We start from the raw sequence: 15,187 nt of genomic DNA, 5'->3' as shown, positions 1-15,187 counted from the left end.
CCGATTCTAGTTGGCGATGTCTGTGCGGTTCGTGTCTGCGCGTCAGGGACGCAGAGCGGTCGTCGCGCGGTCTCGCAAGGTGAGGTCGCGGTGCGTCGCGGCGGCACGCCAGCCGTCGCGCGTGAGGATGCTGCGGATCTCCTCGCCCTGGAGCTCGCCGTGCTCGATCACCAGCAGCCCGCCCGGATGCAGCAGCTCGAGCGCGCGCACGCTGAGCACACGCACGATGTCGAGCCCGTCTTCTCCCCCGTACAGCGCCATCGACGGATCGAAGAGCCGAACCTCAGGGTCACGAGGCACCGCGGCGTCCGGAACGTACGGCGGGTTCGAGATCACGACGGAGGCAGTGCCGTCGAGCTCCGCGAACGCGTGCGCCAGGTCGTCGTTCACGAGGGTGAGGTTGGCCACCCCCGCCGTGTTCCGAGCCGCCCACGGATACGCGTCGGGCGAGAGCTCGGCGGCGAAGATGCGCGCATGGGGCACCTCGGTGGCCATGGCGAGTGCTATCGCCCCGCTGCCGGTGCCGAGATCGATGCCGATCGGGTCGGGAAGCGCGGACCCGAGGAGCGCGTCGATCGCGTACTGCACGACCGTCTCGGTCTCAGGTCGCGGGACGAAGACTCCGGGCCCGACCGCGAGCTCGAGGTGGCGGAACGGCGCCGTTCCGGTGATGTGCTGCAACGGCTCCCTGCTCGCACGACGGGCGACCAGAGCCCGCAACGCCTCGGCGTCCGCCTCCTCCACCGCATCACCGCGGATGATCGATGCCTGCACCTCACCACGCCGCGCGCCGAGGACGTGACCGGCGAGCAGCTCCGCGTCGACGAGAGGATCCGTGACGCCGGCGTCTGCGAGCTGTCGGGCCGCCGCATGCACGGCGGAGGCGAGGGAGAGATCGGACATGGATCAAGCGTAGAGCGCAGCAGGTGTCATATTGCCCACCCCCCTAGGGCTCTCGCCTAGGCTGGAGCGCGCAGTCCCCCGCACAGGAAGGCTCTCCCCATGCCCGGTATCCACTCCGACATCACCTCCGCTTTCGGCAACACTCCCCTGGTTCGTCTGAACCGGGTCACCGAGGGCCTCGGCGCGACAGTTCTCGCCAAGCTCGAGTTCTACAACCCGGCCTCGAGCGTCAAAGACCGGCTCGGCATCGCCATCGTCGACGCTGCGGAGGCCTCGGGCGAGCTGAAGCCCGGAGGCACGATCGTGGAGGCGACCAGCGGCAACACCGGTATCGCGCTGGCGATGGTCGGCGCCGCACGCGGGTACAAGGTGATCCTCACGATGCCCGCGTCGATGTCCAAGGAGCGGCGCCTCCTTCTCAAGGCGTTCGGCGCCGAACTCATCCTCACCGACCCCACGAAGGGCATGACGAACGCGATCGCCGAGGCGGAGGCGATCGCCGCCCGCACTCCGGGTGCCATTCTCGCGAAGCAGTTCGCCAACGAGGCGAACCCCGCGATCCACCGCCGCACGACGGCCGAGGAGATCCTCCGCGACACGGAGGGCTCCGTCGACTACCTCGTCGCCGGCATCGGCACGGGCGGAACCATCACGGGCGTCGGTCAGGTCCTGAAGGAGCGCGTCCCCGGGGTGAAGATCGTCGCCGTCGAACCCAAGGATTCGCCCATCCTCACCGAGGGACACCCCGGGCCGCACAAGATCCAGGGCATCGGACCGAACTTCGTGCCTCCGATCCTCGATCGTGATGTTCTCGACGAGGTCATCGACGTCACGTTCGACGATGCCATCCGTGTCGCGCGCGAGACCGCGAGCCGCGAGGGCATCCTCGTGGGCATGTCGAGCGGAGCCGCGATCTGGGCCGCTCTGCAGGTCGCCCAGCGCCCGGAGGCTGCGGGGAAGACGATCGTCGTCATCATCCCCTCGTTCGGCGAGCGTTACCTCTCGACCGCGCTCTACGAGGATCTGCGCGAGGCCTGAACTCCCGATGGACATGATCGGCCGAATGCGCGAGGACATCGCGGCAGCCCGACTTCGCGACCCCGCCGCGCGCAGCGGCGCCGAGGTGGCACTGCTGTATCCGGGGATGCACGCGATCTGGGCCCATCGGGTCTCGCACGCGCTGTGGCGCCGCCGGCTGCGGCTGCTCGCCCGTGCGACATCACAGGTGTCGCGATGGCTCACCGGGATCGAGATCCACCCCGGCGCGCGGATCGGTCGACGCTTCTTCATCGACCATGGCATGGGCGTGGTCATCGGCGAGACGGCAGAGGTCGGCGACGATGTGATGCTGTATCACGGGGTCACTCTCGGCGGCCGCACGCGTGACTCAGGCAAGCGGCATCCGACGCTCGGCGACGGCGTGGCCGTGGGAGCAGGCGCGAAGATCCTCGGACCGATCACGATCGGTGAGGGCTCCGTGGTCGGAGCGAATGCCGTGGTCACGCGCGACGCCCCGGCGGACAGCATCCTCGTCGGTGTGCCCGCCAAGCCCCGTGCACGGGTCATGGGCGAGGACACCCGAGCGGTGCTCACCGCACCCGACTACTCGATCTGACGCGCCCGCGCTCTCAGGCCGCCCCGCGGCGAGACCTCACCTTGTCGACCTTCTTGCGAAGGAAGATCAGTGGCAGCAGCACACTGCCGAGCGCCGTGATCAGCCAGACGATCACCGATCCGAGCAGCCAGCCCACGAGATCGACGATGCGCAGCCCGCCGATCGGCAGCAGGACGACGACCACGAGGGCGATGAGCGTCGAGAAGATGCCGATGCCGCCCATCAGAACCGGTGCATAGCGATCCGCGATCTTGCTGACCCACGGTGAGAGCACGCTCTGCAGCACGGCGAAGATCAGGATGCAGAGCACGAACCCCCACCACTGGTCCCACTGGATCTGGAATCCCTCGAGCGCGAGGTCGGCCACGATGAGACCGAGACCGGCCGAGATGACGTACATCAGCGCGCGGAAGAGGAAGGTGATCACGCGCCGAGCATATCGCTCTCACTGGGCGACGAAGAAGGGGATCGCGCCCGACAGGATGCCGACGGCGAGCATCACGAGCGACACGATCACCGCGCGCCACAGCACCTTCCTGTGGTGATCGCCCAGGTTGACGCTGGCGAGCGAGACGAGCAGCAGGATCGCCGGCACGAGCGGGCTCTGCAGGTGGACCGGCTGACCGATGATCGATGCCCTCGCCATCTCGACGGGGTCGATGCCGAACGTCGCCGCGCTCTGCGACAGCACCGGCAGGATGCCGAAGTAGAAGGCGTCGTTCGACATGAAGAATGTGAACGGGATCGACAGAACACCGGTGATGGGTGCGAGGAAGGGGCCGAGCGCAGGCGGAAGCACGTCGGTGATCCAGGTCGCCATCGCATCGACCATCCCGGTGCCGGTCAGGACGCCGACCAGGACTCCGGCCGCGATCACCATCGAGACGACACCGACGATGCTGGGCGCATGGGCCACGATCTCGGACGCCTGTTCCTTGATCCCTCGGAAGTTGACCAGCAGCGCGACGGCGGCACCGACCATGAACACGTACGGGAGCGGCATGATGTCGAGAACGAGCAGCACCATGACGGCGACGGTGAGCGCGAGGTTGAACCAGATCAGTCGCGGCCTCAGCGTCGGGCGCGCGGGGTCGAGCATGGTGTCCGCCATGGCGGTGTCGGCCGGGTCGACGCTGGCCGCGGCGACGGGGCCTCGCCCACCGGCGACGACGACGATGTTGCCGGTGCGGAGCGCTGCACGGGCGCCGGGCTTCGGTCCGGCACCGCGGAAGATCTTCGGCACTGTAGAAAGAGCACCGCCGTCGGAACCCGTGAGGAGCCCTTCGGAGTCGAGGCGCCCGAGTCGGCGGCGCTCCCCCAGCCCGAGCATCCAGGCGAAGCCCAGCGTCACGACGATGCCGACGCCGAGAGCCGGCAGCATGGGGACGAAGATGTCCGTCGGCTGCAGTCCCAGAGCGGTCGCCGCGCGCACCGTCGGCCCGCCCCAGGGAACGATGTTCAGAGTGCCGTTCATCAAGCCGGCGACGCACGTGAGGACGACCGGACTCATGCCGAGACGGAGGTAGATCGGCAGCATCGCCGACGTCGTGATGATGAACGTCGTCGAGCCGTCGCCGTCGAGCGAGACGGCTCCCGCGAGGATCGCGGTTCCCAGCACGACCTTCGCCGGGTCATCGCCGAGAACACGCGTGATCACCCGGATCAGCGGATCGAACAGGCCGACGTCGATCATGATGCCGAAGAACATGATCGCGAACATCAGCAGCGCTGCGGTCGGGGCCATCGTGGCGATCGAATCGAGGATCATGTCGCCCATGCCGAGCCCCGCACCGGCGAACAGCCCGAACGCGGTCGGCACGAGGATCAGCGCCACCATGGGCGTCAGTCGCTTCGTCATGATCAGCGTCATGAAGGCCAGCACCATGGTGAAGCCCAGGAGGACCAGAACCCATTCGGGCGGCACGAACGCGAGGTCGTAGGTCGGCGCCTCTTCTGCGGCCGTGGACAGGCCGGTGAGTGCATCGAGCATGCTGTGACTCCTTCGTCGAAGCTCCGTCGACTGCGACGGATCCTGACGAGACTAGGCAATCCCTCCCCGCAGAGCGCGGTATGCCGCATTCTCGGATGTTGTGCGCGTAGCGTGGGTTCTGCGCATATTGCGCGGGAGCAGAGAAGGAAGGACCACGGTGTCGACGACGACGACGCGACCTCGGTTCGCGACCCGCACGCTGCTGCTGCATCTCGCCACGGTCGCCCTTGTCGTCGTGATGTGCACCGGCGTGTACCTCCTTCTCGCCGTGCAGCAGCTTCGCACCGAAGCCGAGTCCACCGCCCTCGGCATCGCCCGGACCCTCGCCGAGGACCCGCAGGTCCGCGACGAGGTCGCACGAATCTCGGCCGCCGAAGAGGCGCCGGACCCGGACGAGCTCAGGAAGGGCGAGCTCGCGCGCCTTGCAGCGGACGTCTCTGACCGCACCGGTGCACTGTTCGTCGTCATCGCCGATGAGGACGGCATCCGCCTCGCCCATCCGACCAGTTCACGCATCGGCCAGATGGTGAGCACACCCTTCGAGGAGGTGCTCGCCGGGAACGAGGTGGTCGACTGGCAGACCGGAACCCTCGGCGAGTCGGCTCGCGCCAAGGTCCCCGTGCTCGACGATGCGGGGATCCCCGTCGGCGAGGTCAGCGTCGGATTCGAGCGCACAGGCGTCTTCGATGACCTGCCTCCGCTGCTCGCGGTGATCGGCATCACCGCCGCCGGTGCCCTGGCGCTGGCTTTCCTCGCGTTCCTGCTGCTGCGCCGTCGCTGGGAGCGCCTGACGCTCGGCGTGCAGCCCGAGGAGCTTGTGGCGCTCGTGCAGAACCAGACAGCAGTGCTGAATGGCGTGGATGACGGCGTCCTGGCCGTCGACACGGCAGGGATCGTGCGGGTGAGCAATGATGCGGCCGATCGGATGCTCGGTCTCGACGCCGCTGTGGGACGACGGCTGGCGGAGCTCTCGCTGCCGACCGCTGTCGTCGAGACCGCGACGGGAGCGCCCACGACGTCGAGCACCGTCGTGGACCACCGCGTGCTCTACCTCGATTCCCGTCCGGTGATCCGCGACGGCAGGCCGCTCGGACATGTGCTGATCATCCGTGACCGCACCGACCTCATCGCTCTGACGGAGCGACTGGAGACCGTGCAAGCCGTGACCGCCGCCCTGCGCGTGCAGCGTCACGAGTTCGCGAACCGGATGCACGTGGTCGCGGGGCTCATCGACGCAGCCAGGATCGACGATGCCCGGGGATTCCTCGATGAGCTCGTCGAGCGCGGCTCGGTCGCATTCCCCGTCGCCGGGCTCGACCTGCTCAGCGACCCGTTCCTGCACTCTTTCCTGGGCGCCAAGGGGATCGAGGCCGGTGAACGCGGCGTCTCCCTGCGCGTCGCGGACGAGAGCCAGCTGATCGGCAGCGTGGCAGAACCGGAGGACGTCGCCGCCGTCGTGGGCAACCTCGTCGACAACGCGGTGACCGCCGCCGTCGCCGGAGCGCGGACTCCCCGCTGGGTCGAGGTCGCGGTGCTCGGAGACGGCGACGCGCTCGTCGTCACGGTCGCAGACTCGGGACCGGGACTCGCGGGGATCGACCCGATGGCTCCGAGTCAGCCGCGCGACGACGACACAGACCGCGTGCACGGCCGCGGGCTCGGCATCCCGTTGGCTCGAGACATCGCGCGACGCCGCGGCGGCGATCTCTGGATCATCGACGCAGGAGGCGAGGAGCACGGTGCCGTGTTCGCCGCTCGACTCGGTGGCGCCGTCACCGACACATCGACGACTGAGGAGAACCGATGAACGATCCCCTGCGGGTGCTGATCCTCGACGACGACTTCCGCGTCGGACGACTGCACCGGAGCATCATCGACGACCAGCCCGGATTCTCGGCACTGGAGCCCGTCCGCACCCTCGCCGAGGCACGGGACGGCATCCGCTCATCACGCCCTGACCTCCTCCTGGCGGACGTCTTCCTCCCGGACGGAGACGGCATCGCCCTCGTGCGCGAGAGCGGCGTGGACGCGATCCTCATCTCGGCCGCCGACGACGCGCCGACGATTCGACGCGCGCTCAGATCAGGCGCCGTCGGGTACCTGCTGAAGCCGTTCGATCGTCGGGCGCTGGTCGGCCTGCTCGAGCGCTACGCGCGGTATCGCAACCTGCTCGCCGGAGATCGTCCCCTTCGCCAGGAGGACACCGATCGCGCCCTGGCGATCCTCCACGGATCCGGAGAACCGGTGTCTGTCTCGCGATCCGCGACCGAGCAGCTGGTGCTCGCCGCTCTCGGCGACGGCGAGGCGTCGGCCGCAGAAGTCGGAGAGCGCGTCGGGATCTCGCGCGCCACCGCGCAGCGCCACCTCGCGGCTCTCGCTGCTCGGACGGTCGTGGAGGTCCGCCTGCGTTACGGGGCGACCGGACGGCCGGAGCACCGGTACGCGGCCCGCTCCTGACCCGCGCCGCAGCTCAGCGGCGTCACCTCAGGAGTCGGAGCCCACCGCGGCGAGTCGAGCCTCTTCGTCGGCCTGGATCGCACTCTCGATGATCGGCTCGAGAGCGCCGTCCATCACCTGATCGAGGTTGTAGGCCTTGAATCCCGTGCGATGGTCGGCGATGCGATTCTCGGGGAAGTTGTAGGTGCGGATGCGCTCGGACCGATCCATGCCGCGGATCTGTGACTTGCGTGCATCGGATGCCGCGGCATCCAGCTCCTCCTGCTGCTTCGCCAGTAGTCGCGCCCGGAGCACGCGCATCGCGGCCTCACGGTTCTGCAGCTGCGACTTCTCGTTCTGCATCGACACGACGATTCCACTGGGCACGTGGGTGATGCGCACGGCCGAGTCGGTCGTGTTGACGGACTGACCGCCCGGGCCCGAGGACCGGAAGACATCGATCTTCAGGTCGTTCTGATTGATCGCGATCTCGTCGGGCTCGTCGACCTCGGGGAACACCAGCACTCCGGTGGTCGAGGTGTGGATGCGCCCCTGCGACTCGGTCGCGGGCACGCGCTGCACGCGGTGCACGCCGCCTTCGTACTTCAGGTGCGCCCAGACGCCCTGGGCGGGGTCCGAGGACGATCCCTTGATCGCGACCTGGACGTCCTTGTAGCCGCCGAGATCGGATTCGTTGCGCTCGAGGAGCTCGGTCTTCCAGCCCTTGGAGGCTGCGTACTGGATGTACATGCGCAGCAGATCCGCGGCGAACAGCGCCGACTCGGCGCCGCCCTCCCCCGCCTTGATCTCCATGATGACGTCGCGCGCGTCATCGGGATCGCGTGGGATGAGCAGTCGGCGCAGCTTCTCCTGCGATGACTGCACCCCCTCTTCGAGGGTCGGGATCTCAGCGGCGAACGCCTCGTCCTCGCGGGCGAGCTCCCTCGCGGCGTCGAGGTCATCGGATGCCGCCGCCCACGCCTCATAGGCGGCGACGATCCGCGACAGCTCGGCGTAGCGACGGTTGACGCGCTTCGCCCGAGCAGCATCGGCGTGCACCGCCGGGTCGGAGAGCTCCTCCTGCACCCGGCGATGCTCGTCGATCAGAGTCTGGACGGACTCGAACACCCCGGCTCCGCTCAGCGGATGTTGTTGTCGTGTCCGTGCGCACCCGAGGGGAGCGTCGGAATCGACTTCTGCATCTGCACGAGGAACTCGACGTTCGAGTGGGTCTCCCTGAGCTTGCCCAGGACGACCTCGAGCGCCTGCTGCTGGTCGAGGCCTGCAAGGGCGCGACGCAGCTTCCAGGTGATCTTGACCTCGTCGGTCGACAGCAGCATCTCTTCGCGGCGGGTGCTCGACGCGTTGACGTCGACGGCCGGGAAGATGCGCTTGTCGGCGAGCTGGCGCGACAGGCGCAGTTCGCTGTTGCCGGTGCCCTTGAACTCCTCGAAGATCACCTCGTCCATCTTGGAGCCGGTCTCGACCAGCGCCGTGGCGAGGATCGTCAGGGATCCGCCGTTCTCGATGTTGCGCGCAGCACCGAAGAAGCGCTTGGGCGGGTACAGCGCCGAGGCGTCGACGCCACCCGAGAGCACCCGTCCGGATGCCGGAGCAGCGAGGTTGTACGCACGGCCGAGGCGGGTGATCGAGTCGAGCAGCACGACGACGTCGCGGCCCAGCTCGACGAGACGCTTGGCGCGCTCGATGGCGAGCTCGGCGACCGTGGTGTGGTCTTCTGCCGGACGGTCGAAGGTCGAGGCGATGACCTCGCCCTTCACCGTGCGCTCCATGTCGGTGACCTCTTCGGGGCGCTCGTCGACGAGCACAACCATGAGGTGGACCTCGGGGTTGTTCTGCGCGATCGCGTTGGCGATCTGCTGCAGGACGATCGTCTTGCCGGCCTTGGGCGGCGCGACGATGAGGCCGCGCTGTCCCTTGCCGATCGGGGCCACGAGATCGATGATGCGCTGCGTGAGCTTCTCGGGCGCCGTCTCGAGACGCAGACGCTCCTGCGGGTAGAGCGGCGTGAGCTTGCCGAACTCCACACGGGTCGCGGCGTCGTCGATCGACAGGCCGTTGATCGAGTCGACCTTCACCAGCGCGTTGTACTTCTGGCGGCCCTGCTGCTCACCCTCGCGGGGCTGCTTGATCGAGCCGACGATCGCGTCACCCTTGCGGAGGTTGTACTTCTTGACCTGTCCGAGCGACACGTAGACGTCGCTGGGGCCGGCGAGGTATCCGGTCGTGCGGACGAAGGCGTAGTTGTCGAGCACGTCGAGGATTCCGGCGATCGGGACGAGGACGTCGTCCTCGCCGATCTCGGTGTCGAACTCGTCCGTCGGCGCGCCGCCGCGGCGCTTGTTGCGCTGACGGTTGCGGCCGTTGCCGCCCTCGTCTTCGGCGGGTGCCGTCTGCGGCTGCTGCTGCTGGGGCTGCTGCTCGCCGCCCTGGCCGTTGCCGTTCTGGCCGCGTCCGCGGTTACGGCTGCGGTTGCGGTTGCGGTTGCGACCGCCCTGCTCTTCGCCGTCGCCGGAATCAGAGGAGGAGTCCGCCGCGGGTGCTGCCTCGGCCGGTGCGGCGTCAGCGGGCTTCTCGGCTGCGGGAGTCTCGGCCTCGGCAGCAGGCTTCTTCGCCGTGCGGCGTCCGCGACCGGTGGTCTTCTTCGGCTCGTCGGCAGAACCCGCCTCTGCGGAACCGGCGTCCGCGGAGCCGTTGGACTCTGCGGTCTTCGCTGCGGGAGTCTCGGTGGATTCGGCGGGTGCCGGCGCGGAGGCTGCAGGAGCCTCGGCGGTCGCCGCAGGAGACTCAGCGTTCTCTGCGTCAGCCTTCTTCGCACGGCTGCGGCGAGGGGCCTTCGCCTTGGGTGCCGCGTCGGCGGCGGGTGCCTCGGATGCGGGAGCCTCGGTGGCCGGTGCGCTGTCGGTGGATGCTGCGGCCTTCTCGGCCTTCTCAGCCTTCGCGGCGGCGGTCGCGGTGCTCGCACGGCGCGGAGCGCGCTTGCGGGCCGGTGCGACCTCGGTCGCGGCGGTGGTCGCGGCGTCGGAGCTCGCGGCCTTCGCCGCAGCCTCGGCGGCGGGTGCCGCCTGGTCGTTCTGGGTCTCGGAGAAATTCTCCACGAGTACTCCCTCTTTGGTCTCGGGGACATGAGCGGCACGCGCACAACGGGTGCTGCGCGCGATCGCACGGGCTGACGCTCGGCGTCAGCCAGCCTCTGCACTGGGTTCTCGGAAAGAACGAGGTTCTCGGTGAGAGCAGTGCGACAGGGGTTTTGCGTGCGGGTCTTGCAGAGTTGCAATGGGGCCAGATTCACGCAGTTACGTGGAGCCCTCCGCTCGATTCCCCACTGTACCACCACGCACGTCGACCGCGAGCAGCAGCGCATCCCACGGGGTGTCGGTCGTCGATTCCGCCAGTTCCACGGCGTCCTGACGACTTCCGGGGCCGTCTGCGAGAACCAGCACGCTGGGTCCGGCGCCGGACACCACGGCGGCGAAACCTGCCGCACGGAGCGTCTGGACGAGCCGCTGCGTCTCGGGCATCGCCTCGGCGCGGTAGTCCTGATGCAGTCGGTCGGCGGTCGCGTCGAGCAGCAGCTCCGGGCTCTGCATCAGCGCGGCGATGAGCAGCGCCGAGCGCGAGACGTTGAAGACCGCATCGGCCGTCGACACCTGCGGCGGCTGCAGCGATCGCGCCTTCGACGTCGACATCGTGTACGACGGAACGAGCACGAGCGGCGAGACGCCGCGGTGCACGAGGAGCTTCTTGTGCTGGGGACCTCGTTCGCCGACCCAGGCGATCGTCAGACCGCCGAACAGCGCGGGAGCCACGTTGTCGGGGTGCCCTTCGATCTCGGTGGCGAGGCGCAGCATGTCGGCGTCGTCGATGTCGACGTCGCCCTCGAGCAGGCCCTTCGCCGCGAGGATCCCCGCCGCGACCGCCGCGCCGGAGGACCCGAGTCCGCGCCCGTGGGGCACCCCGTTCTCCGCGACGATGCGCAGGCCCGGGACGGCGCGATCGACGTCGGCGTACACGTGAGCGATCGTGCGGACGATCAGGTTCGAGTCGTCACGAGGGATCTCGCTCGCGCCGGAACCCGAGACCTCGATCTCGAGCTCGCCGGCGGCGAGCTCGGTCACGAGAAGCGTGTCGTAGACGCTGAGCGCGAGTCCGAGCGTGTCGAATCCGGGACCGAGGTTGGCGCTGGTCGCCGGCACGGTCACCTCGACCGTGCGCCCTGCCGCCATCGTCACTCGCCTTCCACGCGGAGCACCGAGACGACCCGCTCGACGACAGAGCTGGCGGCGAGTGCGTCGACCGTGGCGCTGAGCGCGGCGTCCGTGGCCCGGTGCGTGCCGATGACGAGACGAGCGGTGGGCTCGTCCTCTCCTTCGACCGTCTGCACCACGGTCGCGACGGAGACCGATCCGTCGCTGAGGATGCCGGCGACGGTCGCGAGCACACCGGGGGCGTCCGAGACCTCGAGGGTGATCTGGTAGCGGGTGGTGACATGACCGATCGGCACCACCGGGAGGTTGGCCCTGGTGGACTCCCCCACGCCGACGCCGCCGGCGATGTGCCGTCGGGCCGCCGACACGACGTCTCCGAGCACGGCGGATGCGGTCTGCACGCCACCGGCGCCTGCGCCGTAGAACATGAGCGAGCCCGCAGCCTCGGCCTCGACGAACACGGCGTTGTTGGCGCCGTGCACCGACGCGAGAGGGTGCGACGTCGGCACGAGGGCCGGGTACACGCGCACCGAGATCGACTCGGTGCCGTTGGCCTCGATGCGCTCGCACACGGCGAGCAGCTTGATGACGAAGCCGGCTGCGCGCGCCTCATCGATCATCGACGCGGTGATGGTCGTGATGCCCTCGCGGTACACGGCGTCGAGCGGAACAGCCGTGTGGAAGGCGAGGCTCGCGAGGATCGCGGCCTTCTGCGCGGCGTCGTATCCCTCGACGTCGGCGGTCGGGTCGGCCTCGGCGTATCCGAGACGCTGCGCGTCGGCGAGCACATCGGCGAAGTCGGCGCCCTCGGTGTCCATGCGGTCGAGGATGTAGTTGGTCGTGCCGTTCACGATTCCCATGATGCGCACCACGCGGTCACCGGCGAGAGAGTCGCGCAGCGGGCGGATGATCGGGATGGCACCGGCGGCGGCGGCCTCATAGTAGACGGATGCGCCCACGCGGTCGGCCGCTTCGAAGAGCTCGGGGCCGTGAGTGGCCAGCAGCGCCTTGTTGGCGGTCACGACGTCGGCACCGGAGCCGATCGCCTGCAGGATGCTCGTGCGGGCGGGCTCGATGCCGCCGATCAGCTCGATCACGATGTCGGAGCCGAGGATCAGCGATTCGGCATCGGTCGTGAACAGCTCTTTCGGCAGATCGGTCTCGCGCGGCGCATCGAGGTTGCGCACCGCGATGCCGGCCAGCTCCAGCGTGGCACCCGCCCGGTCGGCGAGCTCATCGCCGTGGCGCAGCAGCAGGGCGGCCACCTGGGAGCCGACCGCTCCGGCGCCGAGCAGCGCCACCCGAAGTCGTCGATACTCAGTCGTCATTGCATCTCTCCTTAGGAGGGTGGTTCAGTCGTGCTTCGTCGGGGACCGCGTCGTTCGTCGCGCGGATCACCCGTGGCTCTCGGGGGCCGCGACACCGACGTCGCGAGACAGCACGTCGGCGATCGTCTCACCGCGGACGATGACCGCCGATCGGCCGTCGCTCACAGCGACGATCGGAGGGCGAGGGACATGGTTGTAGTTGCTCGCGAGCGGCGCACAGTACGCACCCGTCGAGGGGACCGCGAGCAGATCGCCGGGAGAGACGTCGGCCGGAAGGTACTCATGGTCGACGACGATGTCGCCGGACTCGCAGTGCTTGCCCACGACCCTGCTGAGCTGCGGCGAGCCGATGCCGACCCGGGAGGCGAGTCGAGCCGAGAACTGCGCGTCGTACAGCGCCGTCCTGGCGTTGTCGCTCATTCCGCCGTCGACGCTGATGTAGCGCCGGGTCGCGCCCGAATCAAGCGCGACGTCCTTGGTCGTCCCGACCTCGTAGAGCGTCACTCCGGCAGTGCCGACGATGGCCCTGCCTGGCTCGAACGACAACGCGGGCACGGCGATGCCTCGCGCGGCGCAGCCTTCGGCGACGGCGGCGACGATCTCGCCCGCGAGGGTCTCGATCGGCGTCGGATCGTCGACGCTCGTGTAGGCGATTCCGAACCCCCCGCCGAGGTTGAGCTGCGGAACCGGTCCGCCCTCGAGGAGAGTCGCATGGAGCTCGAGCACGCGCGACGCCGACTCGCGGAAGCCCGCGACGCCGAAGATCTGCGATCCGATGTGGCAGTGAAGGCCGGCGAACTCGATTCCCGGGATCTCCCTGATGCGGGCGACGGCCTGCTCGGCCTCGGGCAGCGGGAAGCCGAACTTCTGGTCTTCGTGGGCCGTCGCGAGGAAGTCGTGCGTCTCGGCGTGCACGCCGCTGATGACCCGCACCAGCACCCGCTGCACAGCGCCGGTCCTGGCGGTGATGGCCGCGAGACGCTCGATCTCGATCGCGCTGTCGACGATGATCGTGCCGATGCCCACCTCGACCGCGCGCTCGAGCTCGGCGACCGACTTGTTGTTCCCGTGGAACCCCAGCGACGACGGAGAGACGCCGGCCGCGAGTGCGACCTCGAGTTCACCACCGGTGCACACGTCGACGTTGAGTCCCTCTTCGGTCACCCAGCGCGCGATCGTCGTGGTCAGCAGCGCCTTGCCGGCGTAATACACCCGCGCGGTCGTGCCGTGGGCGGCGGCGGCCGCGTCGAAGGACGAGCGGAAGGCGCGGGCCCGAGATCGCACCTCGTCCTCGTCGATCACGAGCAGCGGCGTGCCGTACGACTCCGCGAGATCGGTGGCGGAGATCCCCGCGAGCCGCAGCGCTCCGTCGTCACCGCGGACGGCGGACGCCGGCCACACGGCGGTGGGAAGATCATTCGCGTCGTCGGGCACGACGAGCCATTCCGGGGCGAGCGAGTCGGCAGGGGAAAGCAAGGAACACCAATCGTGGGACGGGTCTCGGGCGGATGCGCGCACTGCGAGGTTGCCCCCGATTCTAGGGCACCGTGCATGCCGCATCAGTCATGGTGACGCCCGGCGTCAACCCCCTGCGGACACATCCCACCGACTCCTAAGGTGGTGGAGATGAGCACCGAATCCGCAGCACCCGATGCCCGACGCCCCGGCCTGATCGCGCGCGTCAGCGCGTCGGCGATCCGCTGGGCTCTGACACGGCGCCCGGTCCGCGCGTTCCTGCTCTACTCCGAGCGGCGGGGCCCGATGCTCGCCGACAGCGTGACATACCGCGCTCTGTTCAGCGTCTTCGCCGCCGTGCTCCTGGGGTTCTCGATCGCCGCTCTCTGGCTCGCCGGCAATCCCGACGCCTGGAACGCGATCATCTCCGCCGTGCAGTCCGTGGTGCCCGGTCTCATCGGCGAAGACGGCGTCGTCAATCCCGACGATCTCAAGGAGCCGATATCGCTCTCCGTCGCGGGCGCCATCTCGACGGTCGCGCTGATCGGCTCGGCGCTCGGCGCCGTCGGATCGCTGCGCACCGCGGTGCGCGTCCTCGCCGGAACCGCGCATGCCGACGTGCTGTTCATCTGGGTCATGCTCCGCAACCTGCTGCTCGCGGCCGGCGTCGCCGTGCTGTTCGTCGCCGCAGCGGCCGTCACATTCGCCGGTCGGCTCGGGATCACCTGGATCAGCGGTCTGCTCGGCATTCCCGAGGATTCGCCCGCGGCATCCTGGAGCATCCGGATCGTCTCCCTGGTCGTCGTGCTGGCACTCGACACGGTGCTCATCGCCGGGGTGTTCCGCCTGCTCTCCGGGCTGCGCCCCGCAGGCCGTTCACTCTGGATCGGGTCCCTCATCGGCGGAGTCGGGCTGCTCGTGCTGCAGGAGCTGTCCGGCCTGTTCATCGGCGGCGCGACGAGCAACCCCCTCCTCGCCTCCTTCGCCACTCTGCTGGCGCTGCTCATCTGGCTCAACCTGTCGACCCAGGTCATCCTGATCGCGTGCGCCTACATCGTCACGTCGGAGGAGGAACGCAAGGACCGGGTGCACGCGCGGTTCGGCGCGACGACCTTCCCCCAGCGACGTGTGCAGCGCGCCGAAGCGGAGGTCGCGCTGGCGACGTCCGAGCTTCGGGAGGCGCAGAAGGCCGAGCGCGAGGCCCGTCTCGGAACCGACGAGGACTGAGCCC

13 protein-coding genes are annotated in these 15,187 nt (G+C 69.0%); 5 read left to right on the top strand and 8 right to left on the bottom strand.

Translation table 11 applies throughout. The features are described from left to right. Positions 1 to 42 precede the first annotated feature (42 nt). The gene (gene prmC / locus ASE34_RS07880) at positions 43 to 903 is read right to left on the bottom strand and encodes a peptide chain release factor N(5)-glutamine methyltransferase (RefSeq protein ID WP_056278391.1); all 861 of its coding nucleotides are present in this window, start codon (positions 901 to 903) and stop codon (positions 43 to 45) included. A gap of 99 nt (positions 904 to 1,002) precedes the next feature. On the opposite strand from prmC, the gene cysK reads away from it, so the two are divergent. Further along, positions 1,003 to 1,941, top strand: coding sequence for a cysteine synthase A (cysK, locus tag ASE34_RS07875; RefSeq protein ID WP_053095753.1), 939 nt, complete (start codon positions 1,003 to 1,005; stop codon positions 1,939 to 1,941). Between the two features lie 7 nt (positions 1,942 to 1,948). Next, entirely contained in the window at positions 1,949 to 2,518 is a 570-nt protein-coding gene (epsC, locus tag ASE34_RS07870) for a serine O-acetyltransferase EpsC (RefSeq protein ID WP_053095752.1), read from the top strand. 13 nt (positions 2,519 to 2,531) lie between these two features. On the opposite strand, the gene ASE34_RS07865 is transcribed toward epsC, so the two are convergent. Then, positions 2,532 to 2,945 carry a hypothetical protein gene (locus tag ASE34_RS07865; protein ID WP_053095751.1) on the bottom strand — a complete coding sequence of 138 codons (414 nt, stop codon included), beginning with the start codon at positions 2,943 to 2,945 and terminating at the stop codon, positions 2,532 to 2,534. Positions 2,946 to 2,963: 18 nt separating this feature from the next. Then, positions 2,964 to 4,508, bottom strand: coding sequence for a CitMHS family transporter (locus tag ASE34_RS07860; protein ID WP_056278388.1), 1,545 nt, complete (start codon positions 4,506 to 4,508; stop codon positions 2,964 to 2,966). Between the two features lie 157 nt (positions 4,509 to 4,665). On the opposite strand from ASE34_RS07860, the gene ASE34_RS07855 reads away from it, so the two are divergent. Together ASE34_RS07855 and ASE34_RS07850 are read left to right on the top strand one after the other, a co-directional pair. After that, on the top strand, positions 4,666 to 6,315 hold the full coding sequence (locus ASE34_RS07855; RefSeq protein WP_321163934.1) for a sensor histidine kinase: 1,650 nt from the start codon (positions 4,666 to 4,668) through the stop codon (positions 6,313 to 6,315). Further along, positions 6,312 to 6,965, top strand: a complete 654-nt coding sequence (locus tag ASE34_RS07850; RefSeq protein WP_056278385.1) for a response regulator — start codon at positions 6,312 to 6,314, stop codon at positions 6,963 to 6,965. The genes ASE34_RS07855 and ASE34_RS07850 overlap by 4 nt, the downstream gene beginning before the upstream one ends. A gap of 27 nt (positions 6,966 to 6,992) precedes the next feature. Here the strand turns inward: ASE34_RS07850 and prfA are convergent, their stop codons facing one another. The 5 genes from prfA to lysA form a co-directional block, all read right to left on the bottom strand. Then, on the bottom strand, positions 6,993 to 8,072 hold the full coding sequence (prfA, locus tag ASE34_RS07845) for a peptide chain release factor 1 (protein WP_056278381.1): 1,080 nt from the start codon (positions 8,070 to 8,072) through the stop codon (positions 6,993 to 6,995). 11 nt (positions 8,073 to 8,083) lie between these two features. Further along, on the bottom strand, positions 8,084 to 10,063 hold the full coding sequence (gene rho, locus ASE34_RS07840; protein ID WP_056278378.1) for a transcription termination factor Rho: 1,980 nt from the start codon (positions 10,061 to 10,063) through the stop codon (positions 8,084 to 8,086). Between the two features lie 198 nt (positions 10,064 to 10,261). After that, a complete protein-coding gene (gene thrB, locus ASE34_RS07835) occupies positions 10,262 to 11,191 on the bottom strand; it encodes a homoserine kinase (protein ID WP_053095746.1) in 930 nt (309 codons plus the stop codon). Between the two features lie 2 nt (positions 11,192 to 11,193). After that, the gene (locus ASE34_RS07830; RefSeq protein ID WP_053095745.1) at positions 11,194 to 12,501 is read right to left on the bottom strand and encodes a homoserine dehydrogenase; all 1,308 of its coding nucleotides are present in this window, start codon (positions 12,499 to 12,501) and stop codon (positions 11,194 to 11,196) included. Positions 12,502 to 12,567: 66 nt separating this feature from the next. After that, complete coding sequence (gene lysA / locus ASE34_RS07825) at positions 12,568 to 13,977, bottom strand: diaminopimelate decarboxylase (protein ID WP_056278376.1); 1,410 nt, start codon at positions 13,975 to 13,977, stop codon at positions 12,568 to 12,570. Positions 13,978 to 14,127: 150 nt separating this feature from the next. Here lysA and ASE34_RS07820 point away from each other — a divergent pair, with 150 nt between their 5' ends. After that, positions 14,128 to 15,183, top strand: a complete 1,056-nt coding sequence (locus tag ASE34_RS07820) for a YihY/virulence factor BrkB family protein (RefSeq protein WP_056279027.1) — start codon at positions 14,128 to 14,130, stop codon at positions 15,181 to 15,183. Positions 15,184 to 15,187 lie beyond the last annotated feature (4 nt).

Origin of the sequence: Microbacterium sp. Root280D1 (assembly GCF_001428975.1) — a bacterium.
Classification (GTDB): domain Bacteria; phylum Actinomycetota; class Actinomycetes; order Actinomycetales; family Microbacteriaceae; genus Microbacterium.
The sequence above is the reverse complement of the archived record's forward strand: the minus strand, read 5'-3'. Positions and strand labels throughout refer to the sequence as shown.